Origin of the sequence: Mesorhizobium sp. M6A.T.Cr.TU.017.01.1.1 (assembly GCF_004023115.1) — a bacterium.
GTDB lineage: Bacteria > Pseudomonadota > Alphaproteobacteria > Rhizobiales > Rhizobiaceae > Mesorhizobium > Mesorhizobium mediterraneum.
Genome location: NZ_RZTA01000026.1, coordinates 1 through 15,369, shown reverse-complemented (window position 1 = coordinate 15,369; position 15,369 = coordinate 1). Strand labels below are relative to the sequence as shown.

Sequence of the window (15,369 nt, the reverse complement as noted above, 5' to 3'; positions counted from 1 at the left end):
GTCCTCAACGGCGGCGAAGCCGTCCCGTAACCAAACCGAGAACGACCAAACCAAGAAGAGACACAAGGAGTTGGGAACAATGAAGAAACTTGGCATTCTGGCCGGCGCGGCCGGTGTTGCACTGACCGCGATTCTGGCCGCCTCGACCGCGGGATCGGCCGACGACGGCAAGCTCGAAGAGCTCAAGGCACAGGGCTTCGCCCGCGTCGCCATCGCCAACGAGCCGCCCTATACGGCGGTTGCGGCCGACGGCAAGGTTTCGGGCGCGGCGCCCGATGTGGCGCGCGAGATCTTCAAGCGCCTCGGCGTCAACGACATCGTCGCCTCGATCTCGGAATATGGCGCCATGATCCCCGGCCTGCAGGCAGGCCGTTTCGACGTCGTCACCGCCGGCCTGTTCATGAAGCCGGAGCGTTGCGCAGCGGTCGTCTATTCGGAGCCGGTGTTGTGCGACGCCGAGGCGATGCTGGTGAAGAAGGGCAATCCGAAGGGCTTCAAGAGCTACGAGGATGTCGCCAAGGATGCCACCGCGACGATCGGGGCGCCGGGCGGCGGCACCGAGGAGAAGCTGGCGCTCACCGCCGGCGTGCCGCGTGACCGCGTCATCGTCGTGCCGGATGGCCAGAGCGGCCTGAAGATGCTGCAGGACGGCCGTATCGATGCCTATTCGCTGCCCGTGCTGTCGATCAACGATCTGGTCAAGAAGGCCAACGATCCGAACCTCGAAGTCGTCGCTCCGGTGGTCGGCGCGCCGGTCTATTGCGACGGCGCGGCGTTCAAGAAGGGCGATGAGGCGCTGCGCGACGCCTATGACGTCGAGCTGGCCAAGCTGAAGCAGTCCGGCGAGTTCGCCAAGATCATCGAGCCTTACGGCTTCTCGGCGGCGGCGGCGATGTCGACGAGCCGCGACAAGCTCTGCTCGGCAAAGTAGGCGCCTTTTTCCTTCTCGCCGTTCACGGGGAGAAGGTGGTCCTAATGCATGTCGCCCAAAAGTGCGCAGCGGTTTTGGGATAACGACATGCACAAACAAGGCCGGATGAGGGACAGCACAAAGTTTTACGAAGCTGGCCCTGCCCCTCATCTGCCTGCCGGCATCTTCTCCCCGTGAACGGGGAGAAGGGGCCAAGACTACCGCCTCGCACAACTGTAAACGTTGGAAACTCTTGACTTCATGACCCAATGGTCCGGCTATTTCGGCCTGATATTGCAGGGAGCGCTGATCACCATCGAGCTGACGCTGATGGGCTCGGTGCTTGCCTTGATCATGGCCTTTCTCGCCGGGTTGGGACGGCTGTCGCGTTTTTTCGCCATTCGGGCGCTGGCCACCGCCTATATCGAATTCTTCCGCGGCACGTCGATTTTCGTGCAGCTGTTCTGGGCCTATTTCGTGCTGCCCTTCATCGGCATTTCGCTGACGCCGCTGCAGGCCGGCGTGCTGGCGCTTGGCCTCAATGTCGGCGCCTATGCGGCGGAGGTGGTGCGCGGCGCCATCCAGTCGATCGGCCGCGAACAGTACGAGGCCTGCACCGCGCTCAATCTCGGCCGCTGGCAAGCCATGCGCCATGTCATCCTGCCGCAGGCGCTGCTGGTCATGCTGCCGACCTTCGGCAACAACGCCATCGAATTGCTCAAGGCCACCGCCGTCGTTTCGCTGATCTCGCTCACCGACCTGACCTTCCAGGCGCAAGTGGTGCGCTCGCAGACCGGCAACACGCTGGTGCCGTTCACCACCATCCTCATCATCTATTTCGTCCTTGCGCTGATCATTTCCTGGGGCGTGCGTTCGCTCGAACGCCGTATGGCGCGCGGCCTCGACGGGGTGCGCGTCTGATGGATCGGGCCTCATAATGGAGTGGGATTGGAATTTCGTCTGGGAGATCATGCCGACGCTGATCCAGGGCGTGAAGATCACCATCCTGGCGACGCTGCTCGGCTCGGTTCTGGCCGCGATCGTGGGGCTGGCCATCGCGCTGGCGCGGCGCTCGCCGAACAAGACCTTGTCGCGCACCGTCGGCTTCCTCGCCGAATTCATCCGCGGCACGCCGCTGCTGGTGCAGCTCTATTTCATCTTCTACGTGCTGCCGGATATCGGTATCCTGCTGCCGCCGCTGGTGGCGGGCGTCATCGGCCTCGGCCTGCACTACGGCACCTACACGGCCGAAGTCTATCGCGCCGGCATCGAGAATGTGCCGCGCGGCCAGTGGGAAGCCGCCAAGGCCTGCAATCTGAACGCCAGGCAGACCTGGACCCACATCATCATGCCGCAGGCTATTCCGCCGATGATCCCGGCGCTTGCCAACTACTTCATCGCCATGTTCAAGGAGACGCCGCTGCTTTCGGCGATCACCGTGCTGGAACTGATGAACCAGGCCAAGAGCGTCGCCAACACCTATTACCGCTACGTCGAGCCGATGACCTTGGTCGGCGCTTTCTTCCTCGTCATCAGCCTATTCTCGGTCGTGCTGCTGCGCTGGCTGGAACGCCGCTACGGGCGGATCGAAACATGACAGTGGTTCCTGCAATGCCCCTGCTCTACGGCGCCCCCCTCTGTCCTGCCGGACATCTCCCCCACTTGGGGGGAGATTGGCTGTCACCGTTGCTTTCGCCAATCTCCAACGTTGATGAACAGGCGCTGTCAGCGAAGCTGCCGATCTCCCCCCGTGTGGGGGAGATGTCTGGCAGGACAGAGGGGGGCGCCGTAGAGTGCAAACCGTTGGCAAGGAGCGCGTGGTGACCGCTCCTGTCGACATCCGCTTGCACTCGACACGGCCGGCGCTCGACGCGCGTCCGCTGGAAAAGCGCGTCGGCCTGATCATCCTTGCCACCGACCATACGACCGAGCCGGATTTTCGCCGCATGGTGGCAAGCGACCGGGTAGGCGTCTATGTCGCGCGCATCCCCTACGCCAATCCGACGACGCCGGAGAATTTGCGCAAGATGCAGCCGTCGCTGACGGCGGGCGCGGCGCTGATCCTGCCCGACGAGCCGCTCGACGCGATCTGCTATTCCTGCACGTCGGCCTCGGTGGTCATCGGCGATGCCGAGATCGAGGCGGCGGTGCAGGCAGCCAAGCCCGGCGTGCCCGTGGTCACACCGCCGATGGCAGGCGTGCGCGGCTTGAAGGCGTTAGACGCCAGGACGATCAGCATCCTCACCCCCTACACGGTCGAGACCAGCCGGCCGATGGCGGACTATTTCGCGGCGCACGGTTTCGATATCGCCAGCTTCACCTGCCTCGGCTTCGAGGACGACCGCGAGATGGCACGGATTGCGCCGGCATCGCTGGTCGATCTGGCGCGCGAGGCGACCGATGCGCAGGCGGACGCGCTGTTCGTCTCCTGCACGGCGCTGCGGGCTGCACTTGCTGTGATCGGCATGGAAGAGGCGATCGGCCGTCCGGTCGTCACCAGCAACCAGGCAACGGCCTGGAACTGCCTGCGGCTTTGCGGCGACGACGAGCCGCGCGCCGAATTCGGCCGTCTGATGACGCTGCCGTTGAATTGACCGCGGAGCAAAGGCCATGGCCGCGAACGACGTCACCCTCTCCGATATCCGCGCCGCGCGCGAGCGCATCGCAGGCAAGGTTGAGCGCACGCCGACCGTGCTTTCCCCGAGTCTTTCCGGGCACTTGGGCGCGCCTGTTTATCTCAAGCTCGAACATCGGCAGACCACCGGCAGCTTTAAGCTGCGTGGTGCCTCGAACGCCATCGCGTCGCTGAACACCGAGGAGAAGGCGCGTGGCTCGGTCGCCGCCTCGACCGGCAATCACGGCCGGGCGCTGGCTCATGCGGCGAAGCTCGAAGGCATGCGCGCGACGATCTGCATGTCGCGGCTGGTGCCGCAGAATAAGCTCGACGAAATCCGGCGGCTCGGCGCCGATATCCGCATCGTCGGCAACAGTCAGGACGATGCGCAGCAAGAGGTCGACCGATTGGTCGCGGAAGAGGGACTGGTCATGCTGCCGCCCTTCGATCATCCTGATATCATCGCCGGACAAGGGACGCTTGGGCTCGAGATTATCGAGCAGGTTGCGGATGCCGCTTTGGTGCTGGTGCCGCTGTCAGGCGGTGGGCTGGCGGCGGGTGTCGCCGCTGCCGTGAAGGGTGTAAGCCCGAGCACGAAGGTCATCGGCGTTTCGATGGCGCGGGGTGCGGCGATGAAGGCAAGCCTTGATGCCGGACATCCAGTTTTGGTCGAGGAACTGCCGACGCTGGCGGATTCGCTCGGCGGCGGCATCGGCCTCGACAACCGGCTGACCTTTTCGATGTGCCGCGACCTGCTCGACGATGTGATCCTGCTCAGCGAGGACGAGATCGCCGCCGGCATCCGCCATGCCTATGAACAGGAGCGCGAGATCGTCGAAGGCGCCGGCGCGGTCTGCATCGCCGCCGTGCTTGCCGGCAAGGTCAGGGCGAGCGGCCCCACGGTGCTCATTCTGTCGGGCCGCAACATCGATATGACGCAGCACAGGAAAGTCGTTTGCGGCGAACACGCCTCATTCAAGGAGCACTCGGGATGAAAGTTCTTTCACGTCGAGTTTCTTCCCAAGGATCGCTATCCTTTGCAATTGAGGAGCACGCCGCATGAGCCGGATGACGATACTCACCGAAGCCGAATTGCGCGCGATTGTTAAGCTCGATCTCGATGCCGTCGCCTGCGTCGAGAACGCCTTCCGCGCGCTTGCCACCTTGCCGGTGGCTATGCCGCAGATCCTGCGGCTCGACATTCCCGAGCATCGCGGCGAGGTCGACGTCAAGACTGCCTATGTGCCTGGGATCGACGGTTTTGCGATCAAGATCAGTCCCGGCTTCTTCGACAATCCGAAGCTCGGCCTGCCCAGCGTCAACGGCATGATGGTGCTGCTGTCGTCAAAAACAGGACTGGTCGAGGCCCTGCTGCTCGACAATGGCTATCTGACCGACGTCCGCACGGCGGCGGCTGGAGCGGTCGCGGCGAAACACCTTTCGCGGCCGGACTCCTCGATTGCCGCGATCTTCGGCGCCGGTATCCAGGCCGGGCTGCAGCTCGAGGCGCTTATGCTGGTGCGGCCGATCGCCGAGGCCCGCATCTGGGCCAGGGACGCCGCCAAGGCCGAGACCGCGGCGGATGCATTGCGCGAAAAGCTGGGCATTGTAGTGAATGCCGAGCCCGACGCGGCAAAGGCGGCGGCTGGCGCCGACATCATCGTCACCACGACGCCATCGACCGAACCGCTGATCAAGGCCGGCTTCATCTCCGCCGGCCAGCACATCACAGCTATGGGCTCGGATGCCGAGCACAAGAACGAGATCGCTCCGGCGATCCTGCGCATGGCCGATCTCTACGTCGCCGACAGCGCGAAACAGACGCGGCTGCTGGGCGAACTGCATCATGCCATCGCGACAGGTGTCATGGCAGCCGATGCCGAGATTACCGAGCTTGGCCAGATCATCGCCGGCGAAAGACATGGCCGGCGCTCGGCCAGCGACATCACCATCGCCGACCTCACCGGCACCGGCGTGCAGGACACGGCGATAGCCACGCTCGCCCGCGACCGTGCCCGAGCAGGCAACACCGGTACGATTTTCGAAAGCTGATGCTGGCCGCAAGGCCCAACAAACGAGGACCAAGAACAATGCAGCCTAATCTCAAGTTCTCGCGCGGCGAATATGCGGAGCGCCTGGCCAAGACACGGAAGGCCATGGAGGCCAAGGGCGTCGATCTGCTTGTTGTCAGCGATCCATCCAACATGGCGTGGCTGACCGGCTATGACGGCTGGTCGTTCTATGTGCACCAGGCCGTCATCGTGCCGCCGTCGGGCGAACCGGTGTGGTACGGGCGCGGCCAGGACGCCAACGGCGCCAAGCGCACCGCCTATCTCGCCCACGACAACATCGTCGGCTATGCCGACCACTATGTGCAGTCGACCGAACGCCACCCGATGGATTTTCTCTCGCAGGTGCTGACCGATCGCGGCTGGGGCAAGCTCAGCATCGGCGTCGAGATGGACAATTACTGGTTCTCGGCGGCCGCCTTTGCTTCGTTGCAGAAGCATCTGCCCAATGCCCGCTTCGTCGACGCCACGGCACTGGTCAACTGGCAGCGCGCGGTGAAGAGCCCGACCGAGATCGACTATATGCGCAAGGCCGCCCGCATCGTGGAAGCGATGCACCTGCGCATCGTCGACAAGATCGAAGTCGGCATGCGCAAATGCGATCTGGTCGCGGAGATCTATGATGCCGGCACGCGCGGCGTCGACGGTATCGGCGGCGACTATCCGGCGATCGTGCCGCTGCTGCCGTCGGGCGCCGATGCGTCGGCGCCGCATCTGACCTGGGACGACAAGCCGATGAAGTCGGGCGAGGGCACCTTCTTCGAGATCGCCGGCTGCTACAACCGCTACCATTGTCCGCTTTCGCGGACTGTGTTCCTTGGTAAACCCACGCAGGAATTCCTCGATGCCGAAAAGGCGACGCTGGAAGGCATGGAGGCTGGGCTTGCCGCGGCAAAGCCCGGCAACACATGCGAAGACATCGCCAATGCCTTCTTCGCCGTGCTGAAGAGATACGGCATCGTCAAGGATAACCGCACCGGCTATCCGATCGGGCTTTCCTATCCACCGGACTGGGGCGAACGCACGATGAGCCTGCGCCCTGGCGATCGCACCGCGCTGAAGCCCGGCATGACTTTCCATTTCATGACTGGCCTGTGGCTGGAGACGATGGGGCTCGAGATCACCGAATCCATCCTGATCACCGAGACAGGGGTCGAGTGCCTTGCCAATGTGCCGCGCAAGCTGGTGGTGAAGAATTGAGCCCGATGTCCCAGCTTCGCCCGTCACCGATCACGCCGACCGTCGATTTCGACCGCGACGGCGTGCAGCACGGTTTCCTGCGCCTGCCCTACAGCCGCGACGATTCGGCCTGGGGATCGGTGATGATCCCGATTTGCGTGATCCGCAACGGCAACGGGCCGACCGCACTGCTCACCGGCGGCAATCATGGCGACGAATATGAGGGGCCGCTGGCGCTCTACGATCTCGCCCGCACGCTCGATCCGAAGCACGTCAGCGGCACGGTCATCATCGTGCCGGCGATGAACTATCCGGCGTTCCGCGCCGGCACCCGCACCTCGCCGATCGACAAGGGCAATCTGAACCGAAGCTTTCCAGGCCGGCCAGACGGCACGGTGACCGAGAAGATCGCCGACTACTTCCAGCGCGAACTCTTGCCGCGCACAGACATCGCGCTCGACTTCCATTCCGGCGGCAAGACACTCGACTTCGTGCCGTTCTGCGCCGCCCATATCCGGCCCGACAAGGTGCTGGAGGCGAAGGGCTTCGCCGCGGTCGAGGCGTTCTCGGCACCGTGGTCGATGAAGATGCTGGAGATCGACGCGGTCGGCATGTTCGACACTGCGGCCGAAGAAATGGGCAAGCTGTTCATCACCACCGAGCTTGGCGGCGGTGGGACTTCTCGCGCGGAAACGGTGCGGATCGCTCGTCGCGGCGTGCTCAATGTGCTACGCCATGCCGGCATTGTCGCCGGTGCGGTCGAGATGCAGCCGACCCGCTGGCTGGACATGCCGTCAGGCGATTGCTTCTCGTTCGCCGAGGACGACGGGATGATCGAAACGATGATCGATCTCGGCGAGCCCGTCGAAGACGGCCAAGTCCTGGCGCGCATCCATTCCATCGGTCGCACCGGTGCCGCACCTCAGGAGATCAGGGCAACAATGTCCGGCCTTCTGGCCGCGCGGCATTTCCCCGGACTGGTCAAGGCGGGCGACTGCACCGCAGTGGTCGCCGTGCTCGTTGACTGACGGCAGAGCCAGCCAAACTCAGGTTTGGTCGTTCTGCCGCGCGGTATCGCCTTCGAAGCCGCAACGCCAATAGGCGACGACGAGGTGCGCGTCGCGCGGCAGCTTCCGGTCCTGCCTGAGGTAGGACCGGATGGCGCGGAAGCTCTTGTGCTCGCAGCCGACCCAGGCGAAGACGCTGCGCCCATCTTCGGGCCAAGGCACGTTCCGGACCGCATCCTGAAGCAAAGCGGATTTGCCTGGGGCCACGCCATTCCTGTGCAGCCATTTTATGTCCAGTGTGGCCTGGGAAACCAGCTTCTGCTCCTCGTCGCCATCAGCGACTTCGATGCGAACGACGGCGTGCACGCCCCCCGGCAGCGCCTCCACGATGCGGCCGATCGCGGGCAGGGCGGTCTCGTCGCCGGCAAGCAGGCACCAGTCGGCTGTGGGCACGTCGCCGCCGCCCGGGCCGGTCATCCCGACGATATCGCCGATCCGTGCATTGGCCGCGAAACGCGCGCCGGGCATGCCATCGCCATCATGCAATACGAAGTCGATATCGACCTCTCCCTTTTCGACGTCGATGCGGCGGATCGTGTAGACGCGCACATCCGGCCGCCGTTCCGCTTCCGGCCATACCGGACGGCCGTCCACGCCGGTGACCGGCCAGGCGGGTACTGCGCCATCCTTGGGAAGCAGCAGACGGACATGAAGCCCGCCCGTTGCGAAGCGTCCAAGGTCGCTTCCGGCCAGGGTCAGCCGTCGCATATGCGGTGTCACATCGGCGGTTCGCACGACGCGCATCTCGCGGAAATAGGGTAGCGGTTGCCCTGCCGCCCCGTCGCCCTGCCAGATGATGCTGGGGCTCTCCGCCGCCGCGAAATGCAGCAGGTGCTCGGCGATGGAGAGCTTCACATAGGCCAGGGATGTCTCGTCCTTGCCTTCGGCAAAAACCTTCAGGCAGCGTTGGCAGGCTTCCATGCTGGCTGAACCGAAGGCGGTGTCGATGCGGCTGCAGGCGCCGTCGACGGCGACATCGCCATGATCGGCAAAATGCGCGCAAAGCTGCTTCATGATGTCTTGCGGACAAGACAGCACGATTTCGGCGGATGCCTTGAGGTTCCTCGGCATTTCAACCATGGCGCGGCACTCCTTTTGCGAACAGATGGACGAGATAAGGTCCGCCAAGCAGCGAGGCGAACAGGCCGACGGGCAGTTCGTATGGAAAAGCCACCATGCGCGACAGCCAGTCCGACACGATCATCAGCAACGCCCCGACCAGGACCGCGCCGGCGAGGTGAAGACGGGCGCGGGCAAAGCCGATCAGCCGCGCAAGGTGCGGCGCGATGAGACCGACGAAGCTCAGCGGCCCGACGAACATTGCGGCAAGCGCGGTCAGGATTGCTGCGAGCACGATCAGCGTCAGTCGTCCGCCCGCGATCGGCAGGCCGAGCCCGCGCGCGGTATTTTCGCCGAGCGGCAAGATATCGAGCCAGCGGGCGGCGAGAAACAGCGGCAGCGTCAACAGCATCAGACACGCCAAGGCCCCAGGCATCGGCGCCGGTCGCCTGGCTGGTCGAGCCGCTGAGCCAGCGCAGCAGGACATAGGATTGCGAATTTCCCATCGCGATCGTCGCGGTGATGACGGCGCTGCACAGCGCGCTCATGGCGATGCCGGCAAGCAGCAGCCGCTCGGAGCCGAACTTCGCCCGTGCGGCGATTGCCAGCATGGCGATCAGCACCGCCAGCGAGCCGAAAACGGAGCCGGCGAGCTGCCAACCGGGCGCCGCCGTGGCGCTGACCATCAACACCGCGGTCAGGCCGGCACCGGCACCGGTGCCGACACCCAGCACCTCGGGGCTTGCCAATGGATTGCCGGTGATCCGCTGGATGACGACGCCGGCCGCCGCAAGCATGGCGCCGGCGGCTGCCGCCACGCCGATCCGCGGCGCGCGCCAGGCGGCGAGATCGGCCAGCATGTCGCCACTGGCGATCGACCAGCCCGCTGGACCGCGCCCGAGGACAAGCGCCACCACCGCCGCGACAAGGGTCAGCAGAAGCAGCAGCAGGATGACGAGGCGGGGATGGCCGGCCTTGCGCGGGGACGTGCCTGATGTGCCGAGGTTCGGCCATTCGAGCAGGCGCAGCCTCGGCAGCAGCCAAAGCAGAACCGGGCCGCCCAGAAGCGCGGCGCCCGCGCCGGTTGGAATGCGTTCGCCGCCGGCGCCTGCCGCCAGCTGCACCAGCCCATCCGTCAGCCACAGCAGGATGGCGCCGATCAAGGGCGCGGCCAGCAGCTTTTGCCCTAGCGAACGCGCGCCTGAAAGCGTGGCGAGCGCCGGTGCTGCAAGGCCGACAAAACCGATGACGCCGACCTCGGCGACCACCGTGGTCGCCATCCACACGGCAAGCGCAATGACGAGGAAGCGGCTGGTGTGGCGGGCGATGCCGAGACTGCGCGCAGAAGCGTCGTCAAGGCCAAGGATCGTCAGCGGCCTGAGCAGCAGCAGGGCGGCGCCGGCGCCGACCGCAAGCCTGGTCGACAGGGCGATGGTCGGGCCCCAATCCTGCTGGACCAGCGATCCGCCGCCCCAGATGAACAGCGAGAACAGATAGTCGCCATTGGCGAGGATCAGGGCGGCGCTGATGGCGCTTGCGGTGAGCGCCACCATCATGCCGGCAAGCACGACGGAGACAGGCTCAAGCCCGCGCCGCCAGGTCAGCGACAGCACCAGCAGCACCGCAGCAGTGCCGCCGGCAAAGGCGACCGTGCCTTGCGACCGCTCCATCAGAAACGGCGCATAGACGGAGGCGGCCGTCATTGCCAGTTGCGCACCCGACGAGATGCCGAGCGTCGACGGCTCGGCCAGAGGGTTGCGCAGCACACGCTGCAGCAGAAGCCCGGACAGGCCAAGGACGGCGCCGGCCAGCACCGCCACCACCGCACGCGGCAGCGTGCTGTAGAACAGGATGATGCGATCGAGGTTACCGTCGGCCGGCGTCGTGGCCGGCCATTGCATGTTGACCCGCCAGGTGAACAAAAGGGCAGCCGCCGCCGCCAAAGCGCCCCACAAGGCGATCGGCGGCAGCGTGCGGTCAGTCATGAGCGTGCGCTCAGCCATGGATCTGCCCGGCAAGTGCCGCCGTGGCGAGGCGTGCGAAGCGGCGCGCCGAGGGCAGGCCGCCGAAGTGATTGACGGGCTCGAGCAGGGCGACACGGCCCTCGCGGACCGCCGGCAGGGCGCTCCACAGCGCATTTTCGGGAAGCGAGTGGCCGACATCCGCCGGCAGCGGCGAGACGACGAGGATCGACGCGTGGGGAACGCGCGCCAGTGCCTCCAGCCCGACCGGAGCAGCGGCGCTGTAGCTCGTCTCGTCGGCCCAGGCATTCTTAATGCCGAGACGCAGCAGCACGTCGCCGAACATCGAATCCCGGCCAAAGGCACGGAAATGGCGTGAATCGCCAAGGCTGATGACGAAGACCGGCCGCCCGGAGGCGGGCGGCAGCGTGGCGCGCCGTCGAGCGATTTCGCCTGATGTCTCGTCGACGTAGCGTTTCGCTTCGGTCTGTCGCCCGAGCTTTTCGCCAAGCGCCAGCGTCGCCGCTTCGGCGAGCGGGTAGGGCGGCACGCCAGGTTCATAGACCGTTTGCGCAAGGACTGGCGCGATGCGCTCGAGCATCGGGCGCTGGTATTCGTAGAAACTGGAGATGGCGATGAGATCCGGCGCGACGATGCGCAGCAGCTCGTAATTGGGCGTGCCTCGCAGTCCGAGATCGGTCACGGACGGCGGCACTTCGGGTTCCACCGCCAGCTTGCGGAACTGGATGAGTTCGGTCGCCGCGACCGGCTCGATGCCAAGCGCGATCAAGGTCTCCAGCATGCCCCAGTCGATCGCGGCTACGCGCAGCGGCGCAGCCCGGCTGACGATCGGCGATAGCATGGCCGCCAGGCCAAGCGCTAGCACCCGTCGTCTGCTGGGAAAGGGGATTATCGCCATCGGCTACAGCACATGACTACCAAGTCGTGTGGGCCTTCAGCTTGAACGACCGGCCTTCGCCATAGGCACAGGTCAGAGTCGTCTGGCAGCTTGCCACATATGTCTTGTCAAAGAGATTGGTGATGTTGAGGTCGACGCCCCAGTTCTCCTTCTCGTAGCCGAGCTTCAGGTCGGCCAGCGTGACGGCCGGCACCTTCGCCGTGTTCTCGTTGTCAGCCCATGAGGAGCCGAGATGGCGTACACCGGCGCCGATCGAGATGCCGTCATACCAATCGCCGCGGAAGGTGTAGTCAACCGACGCCGAGACCATGACTTCGGGCACGATGAAAGGCGTCTTGCCGATCAGGTCTGGGTCGTCGCTCTTGGTGAAGTCGATATCATAGGCGGTTAGCGCCGCAGTCACCCTGAGATCCTCGGTGACGTTCACCTTGCCTTCGAGCTCCACACCGCGAGAGCGCAGCTCGTCGGCCTGGACCTGGGCAAAAGGATCGGTGTCGCTGGCGATGGCCACGTTCTGGCGTGTGAGGTCGAAGACCGACAGGGTGAACAGGCCATCGATGAAGGTCGGTTCATACTTGACGCCCACCTCATACTGCACGCCCTCTTCCGGCTTGAACAGGTCGCCATTCGCGTCGGTTCCGATGATCGGATTAAAGAAGGTGGCGATGCTGGCATAAGGAGTGATGCCGTTGTCGAACTCATAGGCGAGACCAGCGCGGCCGGAGAAATCGCCAACGGTGCTGCTCTGGTCGATGACGGGAAGGCCGAAGGTCTCCGAATAGTAGGTCGGACGGTTGTCAGCTTCGAGCCAGCCGCGATCGTAGCGGCCATTCAGCGTCACCAGCCAGCCATCGCCGAAGCGAAGCTGGTCCTGTGCATAGAGGCCGAGCTGCTTTTGCGTCAGGTCCTGGTTGAGGTAGCTGACGCGAGGCGTCAGTGGCGAGCCATAGATCGGGTCGAACGCATCTATGGGATTGTCATAGTTTAGATCGAAGAGGCCAGACGACTGCACCTGGTCGATGTTGTAATATTTGAAGTCCACACCGACGAGAATCGTATGTTCGATCGGGCCGGTTTCGACTTTGCCCTCGATCTGGTTGTCCATAAGGAAGGTTACGACGTCGGTGTCATGGTCGAAATTTATGCGGGCCAAGTCAGTAGGCCCTCCGATGGTCGACCAGCCGTTTGGATAGACGCTCACTTCATCGATGCTCGCTGCGCCGAAGCGAGCGTTCGAGCGCACCGTCCAGTCATTGTCTAACGTGTGCTCGAACTCGTAGCCGATCGAGCCCTGTTCGCGCTTGTAGAGATCGATGGACGGTTCTGTGAAGTTGGCGTCGGGATCGATGCGTCCGTAGTTGACGCCGCCGACTATGTGATCCACCACCGTTCCGTCATAAGGCAGGAAGTTGCCGCCATTGTGGTTCTCGTCGATGTGGCTGAAATTCGCGAGCACCGTCAGCCGGGTCTGCTCGTCGGGCTGCCAAGTGATGCTTGGCGAGATGAAGCCGCGCCAGCCGTCCTGCAGATCGCTATAGGTGTCGCCGCCGGCGACGCGACCGTTGACGCGATAGCTGACCACGCCGTCGCCGGACACGTCGCCGATGTCGAAGCCGAGATAGGCCCTACCGGCGTCGTTGACGCCGGTTTCGACATAGCGCTGCCTGCCGTCGGGACGCTTGCTGACATAGTTCACGATGCCGCCCGGATTGCTGCCGCCATAGAGCACCGAGGCCGGACCTTTCAGCACTTCGATGCGCTCGATCCCGAAGGAATCGACGTAAAATCCACCGAAGCCATAGCTGAACAGCTGCAGGCCATCCATGTAGATGCCGGTGTCCGTCGCCTGGAAGCCACGGATGAAAATCCAGTTGGTGTCGCTGTCGGGGCCGAAGGGCTGCGTGAAAACGCCGGCCGTATATCGCAGCGACTCGTCGATCTTCTGCGCTCCCTGATCGTCGATTTCCTGCCGTCCGATCACCGAGACGGATTGCGGGATCTCGGTGAGTTTGGTCGCGGTCTTGGACCCGGTCTTTGTCTCCTTGGCAACGACGCCGTCGACCGGTCCGGTCGCGCTGTCGCCGGCCTCGCCCTCGACCACCACGGGTTCTAGCTGGGTGTTGTTTTGCTGGGCGAACGCGCTCACGGGCGGAATCAAAGCGAGGGCGACGCCCGCCAACAGCGGCTTCATCCGGCAGATTCTGTTCATAAGGCAAACCCCAGGGTTCTCGAACGCATATACCTGACTGTTTACCTCAGCTTATGTCGGGGTCATTGGATGGATTTGCGCAGTTTGTCGGTTTTTGTCCCAAAAGGCCGATATTGCGATTTCATGTTGCGGAAATCTTGCCGCGCCTGCCGGCACTCTTCATCCACGCACCAGGCGTCAATCCGACGACGGATTTGAACACTCGCGTCAGATGGGCCTGATCGAAAAAGCCGGTTGCTTCCGCGATATCGCCGAGTGAGGCGGATTCATGCGCCATCATTGTCTGAATTTTTCGAACCCGTGCCTGCATCTGCCAACGGTGCGGCGGTATACCCGTAGCCGCCTTGAACGCGTGGCTAGTTGCGGTTTCCGACAGGCCGGTCAGCGCGGCCAGATCGGCGAGACGGATCTTGCCCAGGCAATGCGCGTCGATGTAGTCGGTGACCAGGCGCAGTTTTCGACGAGACAGCGGCGAGCGCCGCCGCTGTCGGCCCGGTTGGCCGATCTCGAAAAGTCCGGCGAACAATGCGTTCAGCAAGCCCTCGCCGTAGAGATCGTGCATCGGCTGGCCGCTGTTGCATTCGGCCGCGATCAGGCCGGCAAGCATGGCGATCCGGTCGTCGCGAAACTGAAACCGCGCCACATGCAAGGCGTCGCGGTCCAGGCTGCCGCCGAAACGGCGCGTCAGCGCTGCCTCGTCGAAGTGCAGATCGAGGTGCTTGATGCGGTGCAGGCCCTCGACCCTGCCTCTGATGGGGACCCCGGCCGGTATATAGGCCATCGAAAATGCCCGGTCGTGACGGCGCAATTCGCCCTGCGAACCCTCGACGAAAAAGGCGCCGTCGCCATCCACATCCAGCGCGACAAAGAGCCGGGGGTCGGGAGAGACATAATAGCCTCCCGCTTGCTCCCCGCACGCAACGTCCCAGAGGTCGGCGACGACGCCGTCCCAGACATGCCCTTTCAGGCCGCCAATGACGGAAAAACCTTGGATGCGACTTTCCATGCGTGGTGCGAAGGCCACTTCCCGTTTCCCTGTAGTGCCATGAACCATTCGCCTTGATATATATCATGATGGAAATTATCAAGTTTTACTGGAAGGCAACAACGGGCAATCGCTTCACGGTTTGGCGAAAGCGGAAGCGACATCCGATCTCCCTCGCAAGGGCAGGGTCATCGCAGGTGGAAAGCCGAGGCTTTCGCTCTACGATGTACCCCCACCCCTAACCCCTCCCCACAAGGGGGAGGGAGACTTCAGTTGGCGCTGACCTCGGCAAATTGCCTGCCTTTCGGCGGCAAAGGGAAAGTAAGGGCAGCGGCAGCGTTCCCTCCCCCTTGTGGGGAGGGTTAGGGTGGGGTCCATCTTCGCAAGAATCCAAATG

General features: G+C 64.1%; 12 protein-coding genes and 1 pseudogene. 8 read left to right on the top strand and 5 right to left on the bottom strand.

All coding sequences use genetic code 11. The annotated features are described in order from the left end of the window. Positions 1 to 79: 79 nt before the first annotated feature. The 8 genes from ehuB (at position 80) to doeB (ending at position 7,800) form a co-directional block, all read left to right on the top strand. A complete protein-coding gene (ehuB, locus tag EOB36_RS11110) occupies positions 80 to 931 on the top strand; it encodes an ectoine/hydroxyectoine ABC transporter substrate-binding protein EhuB (protein WP_128284860.1) in 852 nt (283 codons plus the stop codon). Between the two features lie 240 nt (positions 932 to 1,171). Next, positions 1,172 to 1,831, top strand: coding sequence for an ectoine/hydroxyectoine ABC transporter permease subunit EhuC (ehuC, locus tag EOB36_RS11105; RefSeq protein WP_126105535.1), 660 nt, complete (start codon positions 1,172 to 1,174; stop codon positions 1,829 to 1,831). A 16-nt stretch (positions 1,832 to 1,847) separates the two neighbouring features. Further along, a complete protein-coding gene (gene ehuD, locus EOB36_RS11100; protein ID WP_128284859.1) occupies positions 1,848 to 2,507 on the top strand; it encodes an ectoine/hydroxyectoine ABC transporter permease subunit EhuD in 660 nt (219 codons plus the stop codon). Positions 2,508 to 2,730: 223 nt separating this feature from the next. Then, complete coding sequence (gene eutA, locus EOB36_RS11090) at positions 2,731 to 3,504, top strand: ectoine utilization protein EutA (protein WP_128284858.1); 774 nt, start codon at positions 2,731 to 2,733, stop codon at positions 3,502 to 3,504. Between the two features lie 16 nt (positions 3,505 to 3,520). Beyond that, positions 3,521 to 4,519 carry a hydroxyectoine utilization dehydratase EutB gene (gene eutB, locus EOB36_RS11085; protein WP_128284857.1) on the top strand — a complete coding sequence of 333 codons (999 nt, stop codon included), beginning with the start codon at positions 3,521 to 3,523 and terminating at the stop codon, positions 4,517 to 4,519. A 64-nt stretch (positions 4,520 to 4,583) separates the two neighbouring features. Then, the gene (gene eutC, locus EOB36_RS11080; protein WP_128284856.1) at positions 4,584 to 5,576 is read left to right on the top strand and encodes an ectoine utilization protein EutC; all 993 of its coding nucleotides are present in this window, start codon (positions 4,584 to 4,586) and stop codon (positions 5,574 to 5,576) included. A 38-nt stretch (positions 5,577 to 5,614) separates the two neighbouring features. Then, positions 5,615 to 6,793: an ectoine hydrolase DoeA gene (gene doeA, locus EOB36_RS11075; RefSeq protein ID WP_128284855.1), complete on the top strand. Its 1,179-nt coding sequence runs from the start codon at positions 5,615 to 5,617 to the stop codon at positions 6,791 to 6,793. A gap of 5 nt (positions 6,794 to 6,798) precedes the next feature. Then, positions 6,799 to 7,800, top strand: coding sequence for a N(2)-acetyl-L-2,4-diaminobutanoate deacetylase DoeB (gene doeB / locus EOB36_RS11070; RefSeq protein WP_128284854.1), 1,002 nt, complete (start codon positions 6,799 to 6,801; stop codon positions 7,798 to 7,800). Positions 7,801 to 7,818: 18 nt separating this feature from the next. On the opposite strand, the gene EOB36_RS11065 is transcribed toward doeB, so the two are convergent. The 5 genes and pseudogenes from EOB36_RS11065 to EOB36_RS11045 form a co-directional block, all read right to left on the bottom strand. Beyond that, positions 7,819 to 8,919, bottom strand: coding sequence for a siderophore-interacting protein (locus EOB36_RS11065; RefSeq protein ID WP_128284853.1), 1,101 nt, complete (start codon positions 8,917 to 8,919; stop codon positions 7,819 to 7,821). Then, positions 8,912 to 10,799: pseudogene (fhuB, locus tag EOB36_RS11060) on the bottom strand (Fe(3+)-hydroxamate ABC transporter permease FhuB). Before fhuB ends, EOB36_RS11065 begins: the two are co-directional and overlap by 8 nt. Before the next feature lie 94 nt (positions 10,800 to 10,893). Further along, entirely contained in the window at positions 10,894 to 11,778 is an 885-nt protein-coding gene (locus tag EOB36_RS11055; RefSeq protein WP_128284852.1) for an ABC transporter substrate-binding protein, read from the bottom strand. A gap of 16 nt (positions 11,779 to 11,794) precedes the next feature. Continuing rightward, positions 11,795 to 13,969: a TonB-dependent siderophore receptor gene (locus EOB36_RS11050; RefSeq protein WP_128284871.1), complete on the bottom strand. Its 2,175-nt coding sequence runs from the start codon at positions 13,967 to 13,969 to the stop codon at positions 11,795 to 11,797. Between the two features lie 139 nt (positions 13,970 to 14,108). Continuing rightward, the gene (locus EOB36_RS11045) at positions 14,109 to 15,011 is read right to left on the bottom strand and encodes an AraC family transcriptional regulator (protein ID WP_245330095.1); all 903 of its coding nucleotides are present in this window, start codon (positions 15,009 to 15,011) and stop codon (positions 14,109 to 14,111) included. Positions 15,012 to 15,369: the final 358 nt, after the last annotated feature.

What these genes read in the sequence shown, in the direction of transcription:
- ehuB (WP_128284860.1), top strand. Translation starts at nt 80, where the DNA reads ATGAAGAAACTTGGCATTCTGGCCGGCGCGGCCGGTGTTGCACTGACC.
- ehuC (WP_126105535.1), top strand. Translation starts at nt 1,172, where the DNA reads ATGACCCAATGGTCCGGCTATTTCGGCCTGATATTGCAGGGAGCGCTG.
- ehuD (WP_128284859.1), top strand. Translation starts at nt 1,848, where the DNA reads ATGGAGTGGGATTGGAATTTCGTCTGGGAGATCATGCCGACGCTGATC.
- eutB (WP_128284857.1), top strand. Translation starts at nt 3,521, where the DNA reads ATGGCCGCGAACGACGTCACCCTCTCCGATATCCGCGCCGCGCGCGAG.
- eutC (WP_128284856.1), top strand. Translation starts at nt 4,584, where the DNA reads ATGAGCCGGATGACGATACTCACCGAAGCCGAATTGCGCGCGATTGTT.
- doeA (WP_128284855.1), top strand. Translation starts at nt 5,615, where the DNA reads ATGCAGCCTAATCTCAAGTTCTCGCGCGGCGAATATGCGGAGCGCCTG.
- doeB (WP_128284854.1), top strand. Translation starts at nt 6,799, where the DNA reads ATGTCCCAGCTTCGCCCGTCACCGATCACGCCGACCGTCGATTTCGAC.
- EOB36_RS11065 (WP_128284853.1), bottom strand. Translation starts at nt 8,919, where the DNA reads ATGGTTGAAATGCCGAGGAACCTCAAGGCATCCGCCGAAATCGTGCTG.
- EOB36_RS11055 (WP_128284852.1), bottom strand. Translation starts at nt 11,778, where the DNA reads ATGGCGATAATCCCCTTTCCCAGCAGACGACGGGTGCTAGCGCTTGGC.
- EOB36_RS11050 (WP_128284871.1), bottom strand. Translation starts at nt 13,969, where the DNA reads ATGAAGCCGCTGTTGGCGGGCGTCGCCCTCGCTTTGATTCCGCCCGTG.